This is a genomic window from Actinomadura miaoliensis (genome assembly GCF_039536785.1).
GTDB lineage: Bacteria > Actinomycetota > Actinomycetes > Streptosporangiales > Streptosporangiaceae > Spirillospora > Spirillospora miaoliensis.
Genome location: NZ_BAAAZG010000002.1, coordinates 4781 through 23530, shown reverse-complemented (window position 1 = coordinate 23530; position 18750 = coordinate 4781). Strand labels below are relative to the sequence as shown.

At 73.9% G+C, this 18750-nt stretch carries 15 protein-coding genes; 10 read left to right on the top strand and 5 right to left on the bottom strand.

Annotated features, from left to right (window positions below; genetic code table 11):
• The first annotated feature begins 26 nt into the window (after nucleotides 1-26).
• The gene (locus ABD811_RS04465) at nucleotides 27-1616 is read left to right on the top strand and encodes a substrate-binding and VWA domain-containing protein (protein ID WP_344941160.1); all 1590 of its coding nucleotides are present in this window, start codon (nucleotides 27-29) and stop codon (nucleotides 1614-1616) included.
• Between the two features lie 36 nt (nucleotides 1617-1652).
• Here ABD811_RS04465 and ABD811_RS04460 read toward each other — a convergent pair whose 3' ends face one another.
• Nucleotides 1653-2837 carry a PucR family transcriptional regulator gene (locus ABD811_RS04460; RefSeq protein ID WP_344941158.1) on the bottom strand — a complete coding sequence of 395 codons (1185 nt, stop codon included), beginning with the start codon at nucleotides 2835-2837 and terminating at the stop codon, nucleotides 1653-1655.
• Between the two features lie 227 nt (nucleotides 2838-3064).
• Between ABD811_RS04460 and ABD811_RS04455 the strand changes: the two genes are divergently transcribed.
• From ABD811_RS04455 to ABD811_RS04430, 6 genes are all read left to right on the top strand, one after another.
• Entirely contained in the window at nucleotides 3065-3877 is an 813-nt protein-coding gene (locus ABD811_RS04455; protein ID WP_344941155.1) for an ABC transporter ATP-binding protein, read from the top strand.
• Nucleotides 3874-4716 carry an ABC transporter ATP-binding protein gene (locus tag ABD811_RS04450; RefSeq protein ID WP_344941152.1) on the top strand — a complete coding sequence of 281 codons (843 nt, stop codon included), beginning with the start codon at nucleotides 3874-3876 and terminating at the stop codon, nucleotides 4714-4716. Before ABD811_RS04455 ends, ABD811_RS04450 begins: the two co-directional genes overlap by 4 nt.
• Nucleotides 4713-5603: a branched-chain amino acid ABC transporter permease gene (locus ABD811_RS04445; protein WP_344941150.1), complete on the top strand. Its 891-nt coding sequence runs from the start codon at nucleotides 4713-4715 to the stop codon at nucleotides 5601-5603. Before ABD811_RS04450 ends, ABD811_RS04445 begins: the two co-directional genes overlap by 4 nt.
• A complete protein-coding gene (locus ABD811_RS04440; protein WP_344941147.1) occupies nucleotides 5596-6714 on the top strand; it encodes a branched-chain amino acid ABC transporter permease in 1119 nt (372 codons plus the stop codon). The genes ABD811_RS04445 and ABD811_RS04440 overlap by 8 nt, the downstream gene beginning before the upstream one ends.
• Nucleotides 6711-7958: an ABC transporter substrate-binding protein gene (locus ABD811_RS04435; protein WP_344941144.1), complete on the top strand. Its 1248-nt coding sequence runs from the start codon at nucleotides 6711-6713 to the stop codon at nucleotides 7956-7958. Before ABD811_RS04440 ends, ABD811_RS04435 begins: the two co-directional genes overlap by 4 nt.
• 78 nt (nucleotides 7959-8036) lie before the next feature.
• Nucleotides 8037-10787 carry a helix-turn-helix transcriptional regulator gene (locus ABD811_RS04430; protein WP_344941141.1) on the top strand — a complete coding sequence of 917 codons (2751 nt, stop codon included), beginning with the start codon at nucleotides 8037-8039 and terminating at the stop codon, nucleotides 10785-10787.
• Here ABD811_RS04430 and ABD811_RS04425 read toward each other — a convergent pair.
• The 4 genes from ABD811_RS04425 to ABD811_RS04410 form a co-directional block, all read right to left on the bottom strand.
• Nucleotides 10780-11646 carry an NAD(P)H-binding protein gene (locus ABD811_RS04425; RefSeq protein WP_344941139.1) on the bottom strand — a complete coding sequence of 289 codons (867 nt, stop codon included), beginning with the start codon at nucleotides 11644-11646 and terminating at the stop codon, nucleotides 10780-10782. The genes ABD811_RS04430 and ABD811_RS04425 overlap by 8 nt on opposite strands.
• A 246-nt stretch (nucleotides 11647-11892) precedes the next feature.
• Nucleotides 11893-12024, bottom strand: a complete 132-nt coding sequence (locus ABD811_RS04420; protein WP_344941136.1) for a hypothetical protein — start codon at nucleotides 12022-12024, stop codon at nucleotides 11893-11895.
• 292 nt (nucleotides 12025-12316) lie between these two features.
• Nucleotides 12317-14182: a DNA helicase RecQ gene (gene recQ / locus ABD811_RS04415; protein WP_344941133.1), complete on the bottom strand. Its 1866-nt coding sequence runs from the start codon at nucleotides 14180-14182 to the stop codon at nucleotides 12317-12319.
• 187 nt (nucleotides 14183-14369) lie between these two features.
• Entirely contained in the window at nucleotides 14370-15269 is a 900-nt protein-coding gene (locus ABD811_RS04410) for a LysR family transcriptional regulator (RefSeq protein WP_344941129.1), read from the bottom strand.
• Nucleotides 15270-15349: 80 nt separating this feature from the next.
• Here ABD811_RS04410 and ABD811_RS04405 point away from each other — a divergent pair, with 80 nt between their 5' ends.
• From ABD811_RS04405 to ABD811_RS04395, 3 genes are all read left to right on the top strand, one after another.
• On the top strand, nucleotides 15350-16615 hold the full coding sequence (locus tag ABD811_RS04405) for an MFS transporter (protein WP_344941126.1): 1266 nt from the start codon (nucleotides 15350-15352) through the stop codon (nucleotides 16613-16615).
• A gap of 2 nt (nucleotides 16616-16617) precedes the next feature.
• Nucleotides 16618-17508, top strand: a complete 891-nt coding sequence (locus ABD811_RS04400) for an SDR family oxidoreductase (protein WP_344941123.1) — start codon at nucleotides 16618-16620, stop codon at nucleotides 17506-17508.
• 138 nt (nucleotides 17509-17646) lie between these two features.
• Nucleotides 17647-18591 carry an SMP-30/gluconolactonase/LRE family protein gene (locus ABD811_RS04395; protein ID WP_344941120.1) on the top strand — a complete coding sequence of 315 codons (945 nt, stop codon included), beginning with the start codon at nucleotides 17647-17649 and terminating at the stop codon, nucleotides 18589-18591.
• Nucleotides 18592-18750 lie beyond the last annotated feature (159 nt).

Here is an 18750-nt window from a genome sequence, read left to right as displayed (position 1 = left end):
AACGTCGAAGCGAGGTCGATCCATCGATGAGTGGCCGTCATCGTGTGCGCGGCATCGGCGGGCGCTGGCGCCGCGCCGTGCTCGCCGTGCTCGCCGGGGTGGCCGTGCTGGCGGCGGCCGTCGCGTACGGCGTCGTCCGGGTGCGCGGGTGCGGTGGTGCGGACGTGTTGACGCTGGACGTCGCCGCCGCGCCGGAGATCGCGCCCGCCGTGCGGTCGATCGCCGCGCGGTTCGGCGAGGAGCGCCACGCCGTGGGCGGGCGGTGCGTGCGGGCGCGGGTACGGGCCGTGGAGCCGTACGCGATGTCCGTCGCGCTGTCGGGCAACGCCCCGCTCGACGGTGGCCTCAGGCGGCCGGACGTGTGGATTCCCGACACCTCGGCATGGGCGCACCTGGCGGGGTCGTCCGGCGTGGTCGTGACGCGCACGTCGGTGGCGACCACGCCGCTCGTGGCGGTCCTGCCCGGCCGGCCGAAGGGCGGGGCGCCGCCGTCCTGGCACGACCTGCTGGGCACGCGGGACGAGAAGACCACCAAGCGGATCGCCGTGCCGGACCCGGCGCGCGACGGCGCGGGGATCACCGCGCTGCTGCTCGCCCGGTGGCTGGCGCGCGGCACGCGGCGGCCGGACGCGACGTTCGTCAACGTCGTACGGGCCATGCGGCAGAACCTCACCCCGGACGCGCGCACGGCGGCGTCCGCCGACGTGGTGCTGACCACCGAGCAGGCGGTGTCACGTCACAACGGGCGGGGTGTCGCCGTGCATCCGAGTGAAGGGTCGCTCAGCCTGGACTATCCCGTCGTCCTGACGGGACCGCGGTCCGGAACACAGGGCGCGGCGGTGCGCATGCTGGAGCGGGCGCTGCGGGACGGGCGGGCGCGGCGCGACGTCCGCTCGCTCGGGTTCCGCGCCACCGGAGAACAGCCCGCGGCCCTCGACCCCGGCGAGGTGCGGGACGTGGTGCAGTCGTGGGCGCGGCTGTCGCTCGGCACGCGCATGCTGTCGCTGCTGGACGTGTCCGGGTCGATGGCGCAGACGGTGCCGGGCACGCACGCCACTCGCATGCAGACCCTCACGCGGGTCGCGCAGGAGGGGCTGGCCTTCCAGCCCGACGACACAGAGCTGGGGCAGTGGGTGTTCGCCACCGAGCTGGACGGTTCGCGGGACTGGCGGGAGAACGTCCCGGTCGGGCCGCTCGGCGAGCGCGTCGGATCGGCGACGCGGCGGCAGCGCATCCTCAGCGCGCTGTCGGCGCTGCGTCCCGAGCCGGGCGGACGCACCGGGCTGTATGACGCGGTGCTGGCCGCGTTCCGGTACATGCGGCGCACCTACAAGCCCGAGATGGTCAACTCGGTGCTGGTCATGACCGACGGCCGCAACGACGACGCCGACGGCCCCACGCTCGACGCGACCGTGGCGGCGCTGCGCCGCGAGTACGATCCCGGGCGCCCCGTGCAGATCATCGTGATCGGGTTCGGCGCGGACGTCGACCCGGCCGAGCTGCGGCGGATCACCGAGGTCACCCGCGGCGGGGTGCACATCGCCCGGAACCCGGCGGACATCCGGAAGATCTTCGGGACGGCCATGGCCCGCCGCATGTGCGCCCCCGACTGCTGATCCCCCGGGCCGCTGGTCGACCGGGCGGCGTGGCGTTCAGTCCTCGGACAGGTTGCGGGAGCTGAGGGCCAGGACGATCTCCATCAGGTCGCGGGGGCGGCTGAGCATCCGGCCGGTGAGGGTCTCGATGCGGCGCAGCCGGTTCAGCACGGTGTTGTGGTGGCAGTACAGGCGGGTCGCGGCGCGGGCGGCCGACCCGTCGCACTCCAGCCAGGTGGCCAGGGTGGCGATCAGCACGTCGCGGGTCCCGGTGTCCAGGGCGGCCAGCGGGCCCAGCACCCGCTCGTGCAGTCGTCCGGCGAGCGCGGGCTGCGACACCAGCAGCGCCTCGGGGAGGCGCCGGTCGATGCGGGCGATGTCGGGCTCGCCCGGGCGGCAGGTGCGCAGCGCCAGCTCGGCGAGCCAGCGCGCCGTGCCGAGGTCGGCCAGGCCGTCGACGACGGCGCTGACGCCCGCGTGCGCGCGCAGGTGCGGGCGCAACGCGGCCTCCAGGTCGTCCAGGTCGGCCTCGCCGAGGTCGACCACCGCCACCTGCACGTCGGCGCGCACCCGCCAGATGAACCGCATGCCGCCCGTCGCCGAGTCGGCGGGACGGCCCGGTTCGTCCTGGCGCAGCATCACCACGGCGTAGCGGCCGCTGGGCGTCAGGCCGAGCACGGACACGGCCGTGGCGATCAGGCCGCCGTCGCCGCGTCCCTCCAGCAGCGCGTCCACGACGGCGTTGACCCGCTCCACGCTGCGCCGCAGCAGGTCGTACTCGGTGCGGTGGTAGGCGGCCGCGGCCGCGCTGGACTGCTGGTCGATGGTCTGCCAGGTGCGGGTGGCCTGCCGGACGAGCGCGGGCACCTGCGCGGGGTCGTCCTCGGTGACGGCCTCCACCAGCGCGTCCCAGAACACGGTGCCCGCCAGGCGGTAGGAGCGCAGCAGCCGGTCCAGCGGCAGGCCCTGCTCGGCGCGGCGCCGGCCGAGCTCCTCGGCCCACGTCAGGTCGGCGCGGCCCCGGCCGGAGTCGAGGATCGCCGCGAAACCGTGGCCGAGCCCGGTGTGGCAGACCTCCCACAGATCCTCGCGCGGACCGCTCGGACGGTCACCGCCCTCACCGTCGAGGATCTCGCCGACCAGCCGGCCCGCGAGATCGGGCAGCCGCTCGCGCAGCCGCGCCACCGCCCGGCGGACGACCGCCCGGTCGGCGCCGTCGGACACCGTCGTGAGCATCGCCATGCTCGCCTCCTCGAACGCCACCGCAGGTGCCGCCGCAGGGCGCTCATGGTCGCATCCGGGCGGGGCCGTGACCAGACCCAGACCCGCCGGATTGTGAGCGCTCACAACCCCGGGCGGCGCGGGTTGCGTTCGCTCCCCGTATTAGAACGGCGCTCTAGACCTGCCCCGCCGGCCCGTGTTGGTGTGTGCCTCCCCACCCCCCGCGAGCTGACCGCGAGGAGACACAGGTGCGCGTACGGCATGGCCCCGGGGTCGCTCTGAGCGTGAGCGGCCTGACCGTCGACTACGGCCCCGTCCGGGCCCTGCGGGAGGTGTCCCTGGAGGTGCCCGAGGGCGGGTTCGTGGCCGTCCTCGGCGGCAACGGCGCGGGCAAGACCACGCTGCTGAGGGCCGTGTCCGGGGTGCTGTCGTTCCACGGCGGGACGGTGCGCGACGGCGACGTCACCGCCCACGGACGACCGCTGCGCGGCCTGCGCCCCGACCAGATCGTCGCCGACGGCGTCGTCCAGGTGCCCGAGGGCCGCGACGTGTTCGCCCGCATGACCGTCGGCGAGAACCTGCGCGCCGGGGCGCTGGGCACCCGGCGCGACCGGCGCCGCACGGCCGCCACCCGCGCGCGCGTGCTGGAGCTGTTCCCGGTGCTGGCCGAACGCGACCGGCAGAAGGCGGGCCTGCTGTCGGGCGGCGAGCAGCAGATGCTCGCGATCGGCCGGGCGCTGATGGCCGAGCCGCGGCTGCTGCTGCTCGACGAGCCGTCCCTCGGCCTGGCGCCCATCATGGTCGAGCGGATCGCCGAGACGATCGCCGCGATCAACCGGCAGGGCACCGCCGTGCTGCTGATCGAGCAGAACGCCGCGCTGGCGCTGGAGCTGGCGTCGCACGCCTACGTCCTGGAGGTCGGCGCGGTCGCGCTGTCCGGGCCGTCCGCCGAGCTGGCCGCGTCCGAGGAGGTCCGCCGCCGCTACCTGGGACCGGCGAGCGCGGACGACGACGAACCGGCCGACGTCCCGGAGCGGACCCTGGCGAGGTGGGCCGGATGACCGCCGCGCCCGAGTTCGTCGCACCGGAGCTGGCCGTCACGGGGCTGACCGTGCGGTTCGCCGGCCTCACCGCGCTGGACGACGTCGACTTCACCGTCACGCCCGGCAGCATGCACGCGCTCATCGGCCCCAACGGCGCGGGGAAGTCCACCTGCTTCAACGTGCTGTCGGGCGTCTACCGGGCGACGTCGGGCAGCGTCCGGCTCGGCGGCACGGAGCTGACCGGCCTGCCGCCGCACCGCATCGCCGCGCTCGGCGTGGCCCGCACGTTCCAGAACATCGCGCTGTCGCCCCGGCTCAGCACGGCCGACAACCTGATGCTCGGCCGTCACCGCCTCACCCGCGCCGGGTTCGTCGCCTGCGGGCTGCGGCTGCCCGCCGCGCGCCGCGAGGAACGCCGCCACCGCGCCCGCGTCGCGGAGATCGCCGAGTTCGTCGGCGTCGCCGAGCACCTCGGCCACCCCGTGGGGCTGCTGCCGTACGGGGTGCAGAAACGCGTCGAGCTGGCCCGGGCGCTGTGCCTGGAGCCGCGCGTGCTGCTGCTGGACGAGCCGGTCGCCGGGATGAACGCGCCGGAGCGGCGCGCGATGGCCGCCGTGCTGCGCCAGGTCCGCGCCTCGCTCGGCATCTCGATCCTGCTGGTGGAGCACGACATGGACATGGTCGCCCGGCTGGCCGACGAGGTCACCGTCCTGGACTTCGGCCGCCGCGTCGCCACCGGCACCCCGGCGAGCGTCCAGCGCGACCCGCGGGTCGTCCGCGCCTACCTCGGCACCGGCAAGTCCGCGGCGTCCACCGAGGAAGCCGCGGAGCAGGCCACGGAGGAGGAGCACGCGTGAGCTCGATCGTGGAGATCCTGGTCAACGGGCTGGCGTCCGGCGCGGTGTACGCGCTGATCGCGCTCGGCTTCGTGGTGATCTTCAAGGCCACCGAAGTGATCAACTTCGCCCATCCGTCGCTGCTGCTCGCGGGCGGCTACCTGGTCGCGGTGCTGCACGACGACATCGGCTTCGCGGGCGCCGTCCTGGCGGGCGTCGCGGCGACGGCGGCGCTGGCCGCGCTGGTGGAACTGGTGGTGCTGCGCCGCGTCCGGGCCGGCGGGCACGCCACGCTGAGCATCGTCACGATCGGCGTGGACATCGTCCTCACCGTCGAGCTGACCCGCCGCATCGGCACCGAGGTGCTGCCGCTCGGCGACCCCTGGGGCGACCGCGTCGTGCGGATCGGCGACGTGACGATCGCGCAGACCCGCATCGCCGCGTTCGTCGTCGCGGTCGCCGTCATCGCCGCGTTCCTGCTGGCGTTCCGGTTCACCTCCTGGGGCGTGGCGATGCGCGCCGCCGCCGAGAACCGGGAGACGGCGGCGCTGATGGGCGTGCGGCTCGGCCGGGTGTCGGCGGGCGCCTGGGCCGTCGCCGGGGCGCTGGCCGCGCTCGCCGCGCTGTTCCTGTGCGTGTTCCCCACCCCCGGCCTGGACCGGACGACGTCGTTCGCCGCGCTCAAGGCGCTGCCCGCCGCCGTGCTCGGCGGGGTCGACTCCACCACCGGCGCCCTCGTCGGCGGAGTGCTGATCGGGATCACCGAGGCGGCGGTCGTCGGCTACCAGAACGACGTGGCCCTGTTCGGCGGCGGCTTCGCCGAGATCGCGCCCTACCTGCTGATGACCGTCGTGCTGCTCGCCCGCCCCGCCGGGCTGTTCGGAACCAGGGAGCCCGCCCGTGTCTGAGCGACGTGTGACGGCCGGCGCGGCCGCCGCCGGCGTGGTCGTGCTGCTGGCGCTGCCGTTCTACGCCGGGCCGTTCTGGCTGCAGGCCGGGCTGTTCGCGATGGCCGCCGCGATCGGAGCCATCGGGCTGAACGTGCTCACCGGCGCGGCCGGTCAGCTGTCCATGGGGCACGCGTTCTTCCTGGCCGTGGGCGCCTACGCCTACGTGTGGCTGGCCGCCGAGCCGGAGGAGGCCGCCGGGCACACGCTGTCGGGGCTGGGCTGGCCGACATGGCTGGCGGCGGTCGCGGCGGTCGTCGTCGCCGGGATCGCGGGCGGGGTGTGCAGCCCCATCGCGGGACGCCTCAAAGGCCCCGCGCTGGGCATCGCGACGCTCGCGCTGGTCTTCCTCGGCCAGCACATGATGCTGCGGGCCGACTCGGTGACCGGCGGCGTCAACGGACGCGCCGTCCCGCCGATGGAGCTGCTGGGGTTCCGGTTCGCCGACACCCCCGAACCGCTGTACATGCTGGGCGTGCCGTTCGGCGGGCTGGAACGGCTCTGGTACCTGGCCCTGCTGCTGCTCGTCCTCGGCGGGCTGTTCGCGCGCGGCGCGCTGCGCTCCCGTCCCGGACGCGCGCTCAACACGATCCGCGACAACGAGATCGCGGCGGGCGCGATGGGCGTGCCGGTCGCGCGCTACCGGGCGGCGGCGTTCGTGCTGTCGTCCATGTACGCGGGCCTGGCCGGGGTGCTGGTCGCGCTGGCGTTCCAGCGGACGGTGCCCGAGTACTTCGGCCTGGCGCTGGCCCTCGACTACCTCGCCATGATCGTCATCGGCGGGCTCGGGACGGTGGCGGGCGCGGTCACCGGCGCGGTCTTCGTGTCCGTGCTGCCCATGCTGCTCACCCGCTACGGCGACGCCGTCCCCCTGGTCGCCCCGCCCGGCTCGTCGGGCGGCATGTCGCCCGCCGAGGCCGCCCGGCTGCTGTACGGCGTCGCGTTCGTCGCCGTCCTGCTGTACCTGCCCGGCGGCGTGCTCGGCCTGGCCGCGCGCGTCCGGATCCGCGTCCGCGCCCGCCGCCGCCCCGCGTCCCCCCTTCCCTCCAGACCCGAGGAGACACCCGCATGAGAACCCTGACCGTCGCCGCGACGACGCTGGCGCTCGCCCTGGCGGCCGCCGGGTGCAGCGGCAAGGCCACCGGCGGCTCGTCCTCCGATGGCGTCAAGACCGGACCCGGCGTCACCGACGACAAGATCACCGTGGCGGCGCTGACCGACCTCACCGGCCCGTACGCCGCGCTCGGCAAGGGCGTCACCCAGGCCCAGAAGCTCTACTTCGACCAGCTCAACGCCGCGGGCGGGGTGTGCGGACGCAAGATCGAGCTGGTCGTCCGCGACCACGGCTACGACGTGCAGAAGGCCGTGGCCGCCTACAGCGAGGTCGCCCCCCGGTCGGTGGCGCTGCCGCAGGTCATCGGGTCGCCCATCACCAACGCGCTGCGCGCCCGGGTGGAGTCCGACCATCTGCTGACCATCCCGCAGGCGTGGGCGCACGACCTGCTCGGCAGCCGCTACATCCAGGTCACCAGCACCACCTACGACATCGACATGATCAACGGGCTGGCGTACCTGGCGCAGGAGAAGGGCCTGAAGCGCGGCGACAAGGTCGGCCACATCTACCTGGAGGGCGACTACGGGCAGAGCGCCCTCGCCGGGTCCAAGTACGCGGCCGGCAAGCTCGGGATGACGCTGGTCGAGCAGCAGGTCAAGGCGACCGACGCGGACATGACCGCGCAGGTCGGCGCGTTCCGCAAGGCCGGGGTGAAGGCCGTGCTGGTCAGCGTCAGCCCCAAGCAGGCCGCGTCGCTGGTGGGCGTGGCGGCGGCGTCCGGGCTGGACGTGCCGTTCGCCGCGAGCAACTCGGCGTTCGCGCAGCAACTGCTGGCCACCCCGGTCGGCGCGGCGCTGCAGAAGGACTACTACGTGATGACCGCCGCGCCGCCGTTCAGCACCGACATCGCCGCCGTGCGGAAGCTGGCCGGGGAGTACCAGGCGGCCTACAAGGGGCAGCCCCTGGACAGCTCCGTCTACTCGGGTTACACAACGGCTGGGATCGTCGGCGAGGCGCTGAAGAAGGCGTGCGCCAGCAAGGACCTCACGCGCGACGGCATCGTCAACGCCCACCGCTCCAACGCCAGGTTCGACCTCGGGTTCGGCGGCGCGCCGCAGGACTTCTCCAAGTGGGACCGTCCCGCGTCCCGCGCCAGCTACGTCGTCAAGCCCGACGCCAAGGCGGCGGGCGGCACCCGGATGGTGCGCGACGCCACCGAGTCCGACCTCGCCAAGGGGTACGCGGCGCCGAGCCACGGCTGACCGCGATCGGCCCCGGGCCGGCAGGCCACTGAGCCGCGAGCCGCATCGCACGAGCGGCATCCGGCTGGGAGGTGCGACATGACCCTCGGAACCGACCTCGCCCCCACGACCACGACGACCACCCTCTACGGGCGGGACCACGAGCTGGCGGCCCTGCGCGGGCTGCTCGGCCGGGCCCGCACCGGACACGGCGGCGCGCTGGCGATCGTCGGGCCGCCCGGCATCGGCCGCACCGCCCTGCTGGAGGCGGTCGTCCGCCAGGCGCCGCCCCGGTTCCGCGCACTCGGCACCCGGGGCATCCGGCAGGAGACCGCCGTGCCGTACGCGGGCCTGCACCGGCTGCTGCGCCCGCTGGCGGACGCGGCGCGGCGGTCGTCCCCGGCGCACGCCTCCAGGCACGCCGACGTGCTCGGGCCGCTGCTCGGGCACGGCGGCGGCGTCACCGCCGCGCCGTTCACCCTGTTCACCGCCGTGTGCGGGCTGCTGGCCGAGGCGGCGGCCGGCCGGCCGCTGCTGTGCTGGGTGGACGACGCGCACCTGCTCGACCGCGTGTCGCTGGAGGCGCTGACGTACGCGGCGCGGCGCGTCCGCGACGACCGCGTGGCCATGGTGTTCACGGTGTGCGGGCGGGACGGCCCGGCCGACGTGCCCCGGCTCGCCGTCCCCCCGCTGGACGACGCCGCCTCGGTGCGCCTGCTGGACCGGCTCACCCGGGGCCTGATCCGGGAGGAACTCGCCGAGGAACTGGTCGAGCTGGCCGCCGGCCGCCCGCTGGCACTGGTCGAGCTGGCCGAGGCGCTGACGCCCGAGCAGCTCGCGGGCACGGCGGCGCCGCCCCGGGCGCTGCCCCCCGGCAGCCGCCTGCGCGCCCGCTACCGGCGGCGCTACCTCGGCCTGCCGACCGGGGCCCGGCGGCTCGTGCTGCTCGCGGTCGCCGACGACCGGCTCGACCTGGACACCCTCGCCCGCGCCGCCGACCTCGCCGACCTGGACGCGGCGCTCGGCTCGGGGCTGCTGCGCGTGGACGGGCAGGCCGTGGAGGTGCCGCCGCTCGTCCGGTCGTCGGTGTACGCCGACGCCTCGCCCGCCGAACGGCGGTGGGCGCACGCGCGGCTCGCGGACGTCCTCGACCAGGAGGGACAGCGGGCCCGGCGCGGCCGCCACCGCGCCGCCGCCGTGGACCGTCCGGACGACTCCCTCGCCGACGAGCTCGCCGACGCCGCCGCCTCCGCACGCGCGACCGGCCAGTACCTGGACGCCTCGCGCACCTGGCAGCGCGCCGCCGAGCTCACCACCGGCCTGGACCTGAAAGCGGACCGGTACGTGTCCGCCGCCGCCGACGCGTGGACGGCCGGGCTGCCCCGCCGTGCCCGCGCGATGCTCCGTCCCGTGCTGCCATTCGCCGACACCCCCGAACGGCTCGGCCGCGCCCGGCTGCTCCAGGGTGAGATCGAGCTGTACGACGGGACGCCCGCCATCGCCGCCGGAATCCTGCGCGAGGCCGCCGACCGCCTGGCGGGCGCGGACCCCGCACTGGCCGCCACCACGTTGATGAAGGCCGCGCACGCCGCCGAATCGGGCGGCGACGTCCACTCGTTCGCCGCCATCGCCGACCACGCGGCGGGACTCCACGCGCAAGGCCCCGTCGCCGAGCTGGTGTTCGCTCACCTCGTCGGCTTGGCGGCGACCTTCCGGGGACGGTACGACGTCGCGTCCCGGAACCTGGCCAAGGCACTGCATCTCGCCGACAAGGCCGACGACTGCACGGCCGTCATGTACGCGGCGTTCGCCGCCATGGTGTGCGGCGACGGACGGCGCGCCCGGGAACTGGCCGCACGGGCGGTGGCAAGCGCGCGCTGCGGCGGCGTCCCCGTTCTGGAGCCGCAGGCGCTGGCGATCCTCGCCCACACCGAACTGTTCCTCGGCCGCTACCCGGCGGCGACCGCCATCGCCCAGGAGGGGCTGCACCTCGCCCGCGCCGCCGGGCAGCGCAACATCGCCGCCGACCACCTGGCCACGATCGCGCTGGTCACCGCGTTCCGCGGCGACCGCGCCGCCACGCTGGGCCACCTCGACGGGCTCAGCGACACCGTGGGACGCCACGGGCTCGCCCGGCCCGCCGCGTACGGGTCGTGGGCCCTGGCCTGCCTGGACCTGGCCGACGACCGTCCCGCCGACGCCCTGGCCCGGCTCCGGCTGCTGACCGGCACCGACTCGGCCCATCCCGCCGTCCGCGTCATGGCCGCCGTGCACCTGGTGGAGGCCGCCGCCCGCTGCGGCCGCCGGGACGAGGCCCGCCGCGCGTTCGAGCTGTACGACCGGTGGGCGCGCGGCACCCGCAGCCCCGGACGGCGCGCGCTCGCCCACCGCTGCCACGCCCTGCTCGCCGACGACGAGGACACGGCCGTCGCGCACTTCGCGGAGGCGCTGCGGCTGCACGGCCACTGCGACGCGACGTTCGAGCTGGCCCGGACGGAACTGCTGTACGGGCACCGGCTGCGCCGCGACCGCCGTCCCCGCGAGGCCCGCGGCCACCTGCGCACCGCGGTGCAGATCTTCGACAACTACGACGCGGCGACGTGGGCCGAACGCGCGCGGGCCGAGCTGCGCGCGGCGGGGGAGGTGGTGGACGGCGGCGGCACGGTCGGCCTGGACCGGCTGACCGCCCAGCAGCTCCAGATCGCCCGGCTCGTCGCCGCGGGCGCCACCAACCGCGAGATCGCCGCCCGGCTCACCATCAGCCCCCGCACCGTCGACCACCACCTGCGCAACGTCTTCTCCCGGCTGGGCATCCGGTCGCGCGTGGAACTGGCCCGTCTGCTCACCTGAAGTCGTCGGCGTGGTCGCGGGCCCACTGGGCGAACGTCCGCGCGGGCCTGCCGATGGCGTCCTGCATGGTGGGCATCGGCCCGAACGAGGCGAGGTCGAGTTCGGCCATCGCGTGAGGGTCGGCGGGGTTCCCGGAGTAGTCCTCGAAGCCGAGAAGGAAGTCGGCGTTCGCGGCGGCGAATCCGCCCAGCCTGCGGTACTGCTCGCGCGCCTCTTCCGGCGTGACCGTCTCGACCCGGATGTCCCGTCCGATGGCGGCGGCGATGGCCTTCGCCTGGTCGCGCTTGGAGAGGAGTTCGGGACCATTCAGGTCGTAGGCCCTGCCCGCGTGCCCGTCCTCAAGCAGCGCCGCCGCGGCGACGTCGGCGATGTCCTGCTCGTGGACGGGGCACCAGGGCACATCCGGGAACGGGTCGCGGACCACGCTCTCCTCCCGGATGGACGGACCCCACAGCCACACCTTGTTGAGCATGAACTCGCCGGGCCGCACATGCGTCCATTCCAGACCGGACGCCTCCACCGCCTGCTCCACGGGCAGATGGAAGTCGGTGTCGAGGCCCCCGGTGACGGCGCCGGACGAGAGCGTCACGATATGCCTCACCCCGGCGTCCTTCGCCAGCGTCACCACGTCCTTCGCAGTGGCGGCCACCGGGAACAGGTACATGCGTTCCACGCCGTGGAACACGTCGGCGAGGCCCCCGGGCACCGCGAGATCGCCCCGGGCGATATCCACACCCTGTGGAAAACGTGCCCTGCTCGGGTCGCGGGTCAGCGCCCGCACGTCCGCGCCCGCCTCGACGAGCCGCTCGACCACGTGCCTGCCCACATTTCCGGTCGCCCCGGTCACCAGAATCGTCATCGCCTTTCCCTTCTTTCGGGCACGCCGAACAAGCCCCCGCCGGGGCCGGTCGCGGCATTTCCCTCATCCTGAACCGTGACGGCCGCCAGGGCAAACGCGAACACGCCGTTCACATATGGCGCTGACCAGCGAAAACGCGTGACTTTCACGGTGGCGACCAGACCCTTTTCACGCTCCCATGCGCCGCCTTGAACTGCGCTTTCTCCATCGCGGCGAACAAATCGCAATCGCGGCCGCCAAGCGGCATCATGCGTACGGCTTCACCAGCGAGCTGAAACACTGGCGGTCCTCGACGCGCGCATCGCCGCCCAGACCGAGGCCCGCGACCGGCTGGCGGCGGCGCTGCGCCCCGGCCACCGGCGGCGCCGTCCGCACCATCGCCTGACGATCACGACGGAGGCGTACGACGCCCGCGGCCGGAGCTCGAGGTTCGCAGGAGCGGCGACGCTCCGGGGCGGGTGTGAACGTCCGCGACGATCACGACGGAGGCGTGCGGCCACGCCTGCGGCCGGAGCTCGCGGTTCGCAGGGGCGGCCACGCTCCGGGGCGGGTGTGAACGTCCGCGACGATCACGACGGAGGTGTACGGCCACGCCTGCGGTCGGAGCTTGTGGTTCGCGGGGGCGGGCACGTTTCGGGGCGTGTTGTGAACGTCTGCCGCGCCAGGGAGATCACTCGGTGGCGGGGGTGTCTTCGGTGAGGGTGTCGAGGACCTGCTGGCCGTACTTGGCGAGCTTGTTCTCGCCGACGCCGTTCACGCGGCTGAGCTCGGCGAGGGACGCCGGGCGGACGGTGGCGATCTCGCGGAGGGTGGCGTCGTGGAAGATGACGTAGGCGGGGACGCCCTGCTCCTTGGCGGTGGCGGCGCGCCAGGCGCGTAGCCGCTCGAACAGCGGCACCGCCTCTGCGGGCAGGTCGGCGGCCGGGGTGGACTTCTTGCCCGACTTGGCGGCGCCGGCGGCCTTGGTGGCGGGACGTTCGGGTTCGCGGCGCAGCATGACCTTGCGCTGGCCGCGCAGCACCTCGGCGCTGCGGTCGGTGATGACCAGCGTGCCGTGGTTGCTCTCGACGGCGAGCAGCCCCTGCGCCAGGAGCTGGCGGACCACGCCGCGCCACTCGGCCTCGCGCAGCTCGGTGCCGATGCCGAACACCGTCAGCGCGTCGTGGTCGAACTGGATGACCTTGGCGGTCTTCTTGCCGAGCAGGATGTCGATGATGTGGCCCGCGCCGAACTTCTGGCGCCGCTCGCGGTCGAGCCGCACCACGGCCGACAGGATCTTCTGGGCGGCGATCGTGCCGTCCCACGACTGCGGCGGCGACAGGCAGGTGTCGCAGTTGCCGCAGGGCTCGGCGGGCTGGCCGAAGTAGTCCAGCAGGCGGACGCGGCGGCAGTCGACCGCCTCGCACAGCGCCAGCATCGCGTCCAGATGCAGGGTCAGGCGGCGCCGGTGCGCGTCGTCGCCCTCGGAGCCCTCGATCAGCTTGCGGAGGTTGACGACGTCCTGCAGGCCGTAGGCGAGCCAGGCCGTGGAGGGCAGGCCGTCGCGTCCGGCGCGGCCCGTCTCCTGGTAGTAGCCCTCGACCGACTTGGGCAGGTCCAGGTGCGCCACGAACCGCACGTCCGGCTTGTCGATGCCCATGCCGAACGCGATCGTGGCGACCATGACGAGGCCGTCCTCGCGCAGGAAACGCGCCTGGTTGGCGGCGCGGGTGGCCGCGTCCAGGCCCGCGTGGTACGGCAGCGCCTCGATCCCGTTCGCGGACAGGAACTCGGCGGTCTTCTCGACCGAGTTGCGCGACAGGCAGTAGACGATGCCCGCGTCCCCGGCGTGCTCGGTGCGCAGCAGCGTCAGCAGCTGCTTCTTCGGGTCGACCTTTGGCTCGATCCGGTACTGGATGTTGGGGCGGTCGAAGCTGGCCACGAAGTGCCGGGCCCGCTCCAGGTCGAGGCGGGCGGCGATCTCGGCGCGGGTCGCCGGGGTGGCGGTCGCGGTGAGGGCGACGCGCGGCACGTCCGGCCAGCGTTCGTGCAGCCCGGACAGCATCAGGTAGTCGGGCCGGAAGTCGTGCCCCCACTGCGCCACGCAGTGCGCCTCGTCGATCGCGAACAGCGAGACCGTCCCGCGGTCGAGCAGCTCCACGGTGGCGGGCAGCCGCAGCCGCTCGGGCGCCAGGTACAGCAGGTCCAGCTCGCCGGCGACGAACTGCGCCTCCACGACGCGGCGCTCGTCGAAGTCCTGCGTGGAGTTGAGGAACCCGGCCCGCACGCCGAGCGCGCGCAACGCGTCCACCTGGTCCTGCATCAGCGCGATCAGCGGGGAGATCACCACCCCGACGCCCTTACGGACCAGCGCGGGGATCTGGTAGCACAGCGACTTGCCGCCGCCGGTCGGCATGAGCACCAGGGCGTCGTGCCCGGCGATCACATGCTCGATGATCTCCTGCTGCCCGTCGCGGAACGCGTCGTACCCGAACACGCGCCGCAGCACGTCCAGCGCGCCGCTACTGGCCTGCACTTCGCTCGCGTGAGTGGACACCCGGCCATCCTAGGGGCCGGGTACGACGGGCCGCGCGGGTTATCCACAGGCCCCCTGAGGTGCCGATCGCGTCGGCGATGCCGTCGAGGATCAGTTCGAGACCGAAGAAGCGCCCAGGTCAGCTACGAGAAATCCGCGAAGGCTCAGAAGAAGCGGGATCGGCGATATGGGCTCGTCCGCAGGATTCTCACGTCGCGGCGTGCTGGTCGCCGGAGTCCGCCGAGATGCCCAGTGTGGACAGGAAGGCCGCGGCGGCGGGGGAGGGGCGGAAGCGGCTCCAGATGAGGTGCTCCACGCGGGCCGGAGCGTCGCGAACCCGGACGGTGGGCAGGTCGGGGAGCTCGGACGCGAAGGAGGCGGGCATCATCCCGATCCCCAGGCCCTGCCGGATGAGGCGGGCCATGAAGTCCACGGTGGTCACTTCGAAGGCGACCTCGCGCCGGACTCCGGCCGCCGCGAACGCCTGGTCCGACTGGATCCGCGCGGCGGTGCCCGCGGGGAAGTCGACGAAGGGTTCGTCCGAGAGTTGGTGCAGGTCAAGGTGTTCCTCGCCCGCCAGCGGGTGGTCGGGCGCCATCATGGCGACGAGGTCACCGCGTGCCAGTTCACGGCCGCGGACGCCCTTGGGGCGCAGGTCCACCGGCAGCCCCAGGAACCCGATGTCCAGGGTGCCCTGCCGCACCTGTTCGATCAGCTCCTCGCTCGCGCCCGAGCGGAGGGTGATGCGCACCTGCCGGTGCCGCAGGTGAAAGTCCTTCAACGCGGTGGGCAGGTCGACCGCCGTGACGGTGGGGATGGCGCCGATGGCGAGCCGTCCGCGGATCTCGCCCGCGGCGGCCGCCACCTCGGCGCGGGCGCGTTCGGCGGCGTCCAGGGCCTGGCGGGCGGCGGGGAGGAACGCCTCGCCGGCGGGGGTCAGCCGGACGCGGCGGCTGGTGCGGTCGAACAGCTTGGCGCCCAGCTCACGTTCCAGGCGGGCGATCTGGTGGCTCAGCGCGGACTGGACGACCCGGCACCGCTCGGCGGCGCGGGTGAAGTTGCTCGTCTCCGCGACCGCGACGACGTAGCGCATCTGCTGAAGCTCCATGGATCAATCGTGATACACGATCGATCTCATGACAAACATGTGTTGGACTCATTGATCGTCGGTCCTCCAGGCTGGGGGACATGACGGCGACGAGACCTCACGCGGCCGGCGGCACGCCGCGCGGGCTGCTTCTGCTCATGTCGGTGGCGACCGGGTTGGCGGTCGCGGGCAACTACTTCGCGCAGCCGCTGCTCGACCTGATCGGCCGGGAGCTGGGGACCGGGACCTCGCTGGTGGCACTGATAGTGACGGCCGCGCAGTGCGGGTACGCGCTGGGGTTGATCCTGCTGGTGCCGCTCGGCGATCTGGTGGACCGGCGCCGGCTGGCGGTGTCGCTCTACGCGGCGACCGCGGTGTTCCTGCTGGTGTCGGCCACCGCGGCCAACGGCACGGTGCTCCTGGCCAGTACGGCCCTGACCGCGCTGACCTCGGTGGGAGCCCAGGTCGTGGTGCCGTTCGCGGCGGCGCTGGCGGACCCGGCCGAGCGTGGCCGGGTGGTCGGCACGGTGATGACCGGGCTGATGCTCGGCCTGTTGCTGGCGCGCACCGCGTCCGGAGCGTTGTCCGAGCTGGGCGGCTGGCGGACGGTCTACTGGGTGAACGCGGCGCTGATGGCGCTGATGGCCGTGCTGCTGCGCGTCTTCCTGCCCCGGCTCGGCGCGGACGGCCCGCGCATGTCCTACTCCGGGCTGCTGCGCTCGACGGTGGCGATGTTCCGGTACGAGCCGTTGCTGCGGTGGCGGGCGGGTATCGCCGCCCTGAGCCTGGCCTCGTTCAGCGTGCTGTGGACGGCGCTGACCTTCCTGCTGGTGCGGCCGCCGTACGGCTGGTCGGAGTCGGCCATCGGCCTGGTCGGCCTGCTCGGCGTCGCCGGGGCGCTGACCGCCACGGTGGCGGGGCGGCTGGCCGACCGCGGGCACGTCCAGATCGTGGCCGGCGCCGGGACGGTCCTGCTGGTGGCGTCCTGGCCGGCCATCGCCGCCGGGGCGCACTCGCTGGTCCTGATGGTCGTCGGCGTGGTCGTGCTGGACCTGGCGCATCAGGCGGTGCTCAACAGCAGCCAGAACGTCGTCTACGCACTCCGCCCCGAGGCCCGCAACCGGATCAACTCCGCGTTCATGACCACCTTCTTCGTCGGCGGCGCGGCGGGGTCCGCGCTGACCTCGGTGGTCTGGGCGCATGGCGGCTGGTCCGGCGTGTGCGTCCTGGGCGCCGCCCTCTCGGCCGGAACCCTCGTGCTCTGGGTCCTGGAGCGCATCACCGTCAGCCGGGCGGCCGGGAAGCGGCCGTCCTCCGGCGTCGTCCGCGACCCCGTCCGTATCCCCGCCACCACCGAAGGAGAATGAGCGTGTCACGCACCGTGCTGATCACCGGAGCCACCGGAACCGTCTCCACCGCACTGATCGACGCGCTGCGAGGGGCCGATGTGGACCTTCGTGCCCTCGTCCGCGACGAGTCCAAGGCCGACGGCCTGCGCGAGCGGGGCGCCGAGGTCTTCGTCGGCGACCTCGACGACGCCCGGTCGCTGCCGCCCGCCTTCGAGGGGGTGCACGACGTGTGGCTGCTCACCCCGAACGGCCCACGCGCTCCGGAGAACAACATGAACGCCGTGTGGGCCGCACGCCAGGCCGGTGCGGAGCGCATCGTGCGCCTGTCCGTCGTCGGCGCGGCGCACGACGCGCCGAACCGCAGCGGCAGGCTGCACGCCCTGTCCGACCAGGAGACCGAACGGTGCGGCATGCGCTGGACGATCCTGCGCCCCCACTGGTTCATGCAGAACCTGCTGAACGAGGCGGGCGACATCTCCGCCACCGGAACGTTCTCGCTGAACATGGCCTCGGCGCGGATCGGCATGATCGACGTACGCGACATCGCCGAGTGCGCCGCCCGCGTGCTCCTCGACCACCCCGACCGCCACCACGGCCGGACGTACACCCTCACCGGCCCGCGCTCCCTGACGTTCGCCGAGGTCGCCGACCAGTTGAGTCGCGCTCTCGGCAGGTCCGTCACGTACCTGCCGGTCAGCGACGACGCCAAGCGCAAGACCCTGCTCGGCTACGGGGTTCCGGAATGGATCGTCGACATGCTGGAGGAGTACGCGCAGGCGTACGTCTCCGGCTGGGGAGACTTCACCACCGACACGGTCGCCGACCTTCTCGGCCACCCCCCGCGTGACGTGGCCGACTTCGTCCGCGACCACTCCGACGCGTTCACCCCGCCCGACGCTATGACCCACTGATCAGCCCCCGGCACCGCCCGTTGCCCCGGTTCGGCGATACCCGCCGGCTTCTCCTGCTCGCATTGGCGGGATGCCCCGATCCAGTCGCTGCGGCAGGTGTCTGCCGGAGCCACCGCTCCCCCAGAAAAGGAACGCATCATGCGACGTTGGAAAGTGTCCGCAGTACTCGTGCTCGGGCTGGTCACCACGATCAGCGCACCGGCCCATGCGGCCGCCGACCGCCACCACCCCGCTCCGGCGGCGTTCCCGGCCACGATCCGGCTTCCGGACGGGTTCCGCCCCGAGGGCATCGCGACCGGACCCGGCCCGTTCGCCTACTTCAGTTCCATGGCCGACGGCTCGATCTACCGCGCCGACCTGCGCACCGGACGCGGCGCGATCTTCACCCGAGGGCCGGGCACACCGTCCCTCGGCATGAAGATCGACTCGCATGGACGGCTTTTCGTGGCGGGCGGCACGGGTGGTGACGCGAGGGTCGTCGATGTCCGCACGGGCCGGGTGCTGGCCTCCTACCGGCTGGCCACCGGCCCGGCGTTCGTCAACGACGTCATCCTCACCCAGGGCGCGGCGTGGTTCACCGACTCCACCAACCCGGTGCTCTACAAGCTGCCGCTGCGCGACGGACGGCTGCCCGGCGCCGCGGTGCGGATCCCGCTCACCGGCGACCTGGTGTACGGCGCCGGCTTCAACGCCAACGGCATCACACCGACTCCGGACGGCCGGGGCCTGATCGTCGTGCAGTCGAACACCGGCGGACTGTTCCGCGTCGACTGGTCCGGCGCGACCCGCCGGGTGAACCTGCACGGCGAATCGCTGCCGGAGGGCGACGGCCTGCTGCTGCGCGGCCGGACGTTGTTCGCGGTGCAGAACCGGCTCAATGCGGTGGCCGTCCTGCGGCTGAACGCGGCGGGGACCGAAGGCCGCGTCGTACGGCGGGTGGGTGATCTCCGGTTCGACGTACCGGCGACCGTGGCCGCCTTCGGCTCCCGGCTGTACCTCCCCAACGCCCGCTTCGACACGCCGGCGACCTCGGAGACCTGGTACAACGCGGTCGCCATCCCCGACCCTGAGCGGCGGCCGTGAGCGGTGGCCGGCATCAGGTGATCACCTCGATCTCCGCCGGGCGCGCGGCGACGCCGATCGCGGCGGACCCGAACCGGCCTCACGTCCGTTGATGAGGGCGAGGGCGCGGGCGGCGCCGCCTACCTGGCCGGCCGCGCCGCGCGCGACCTAGACGAGCCG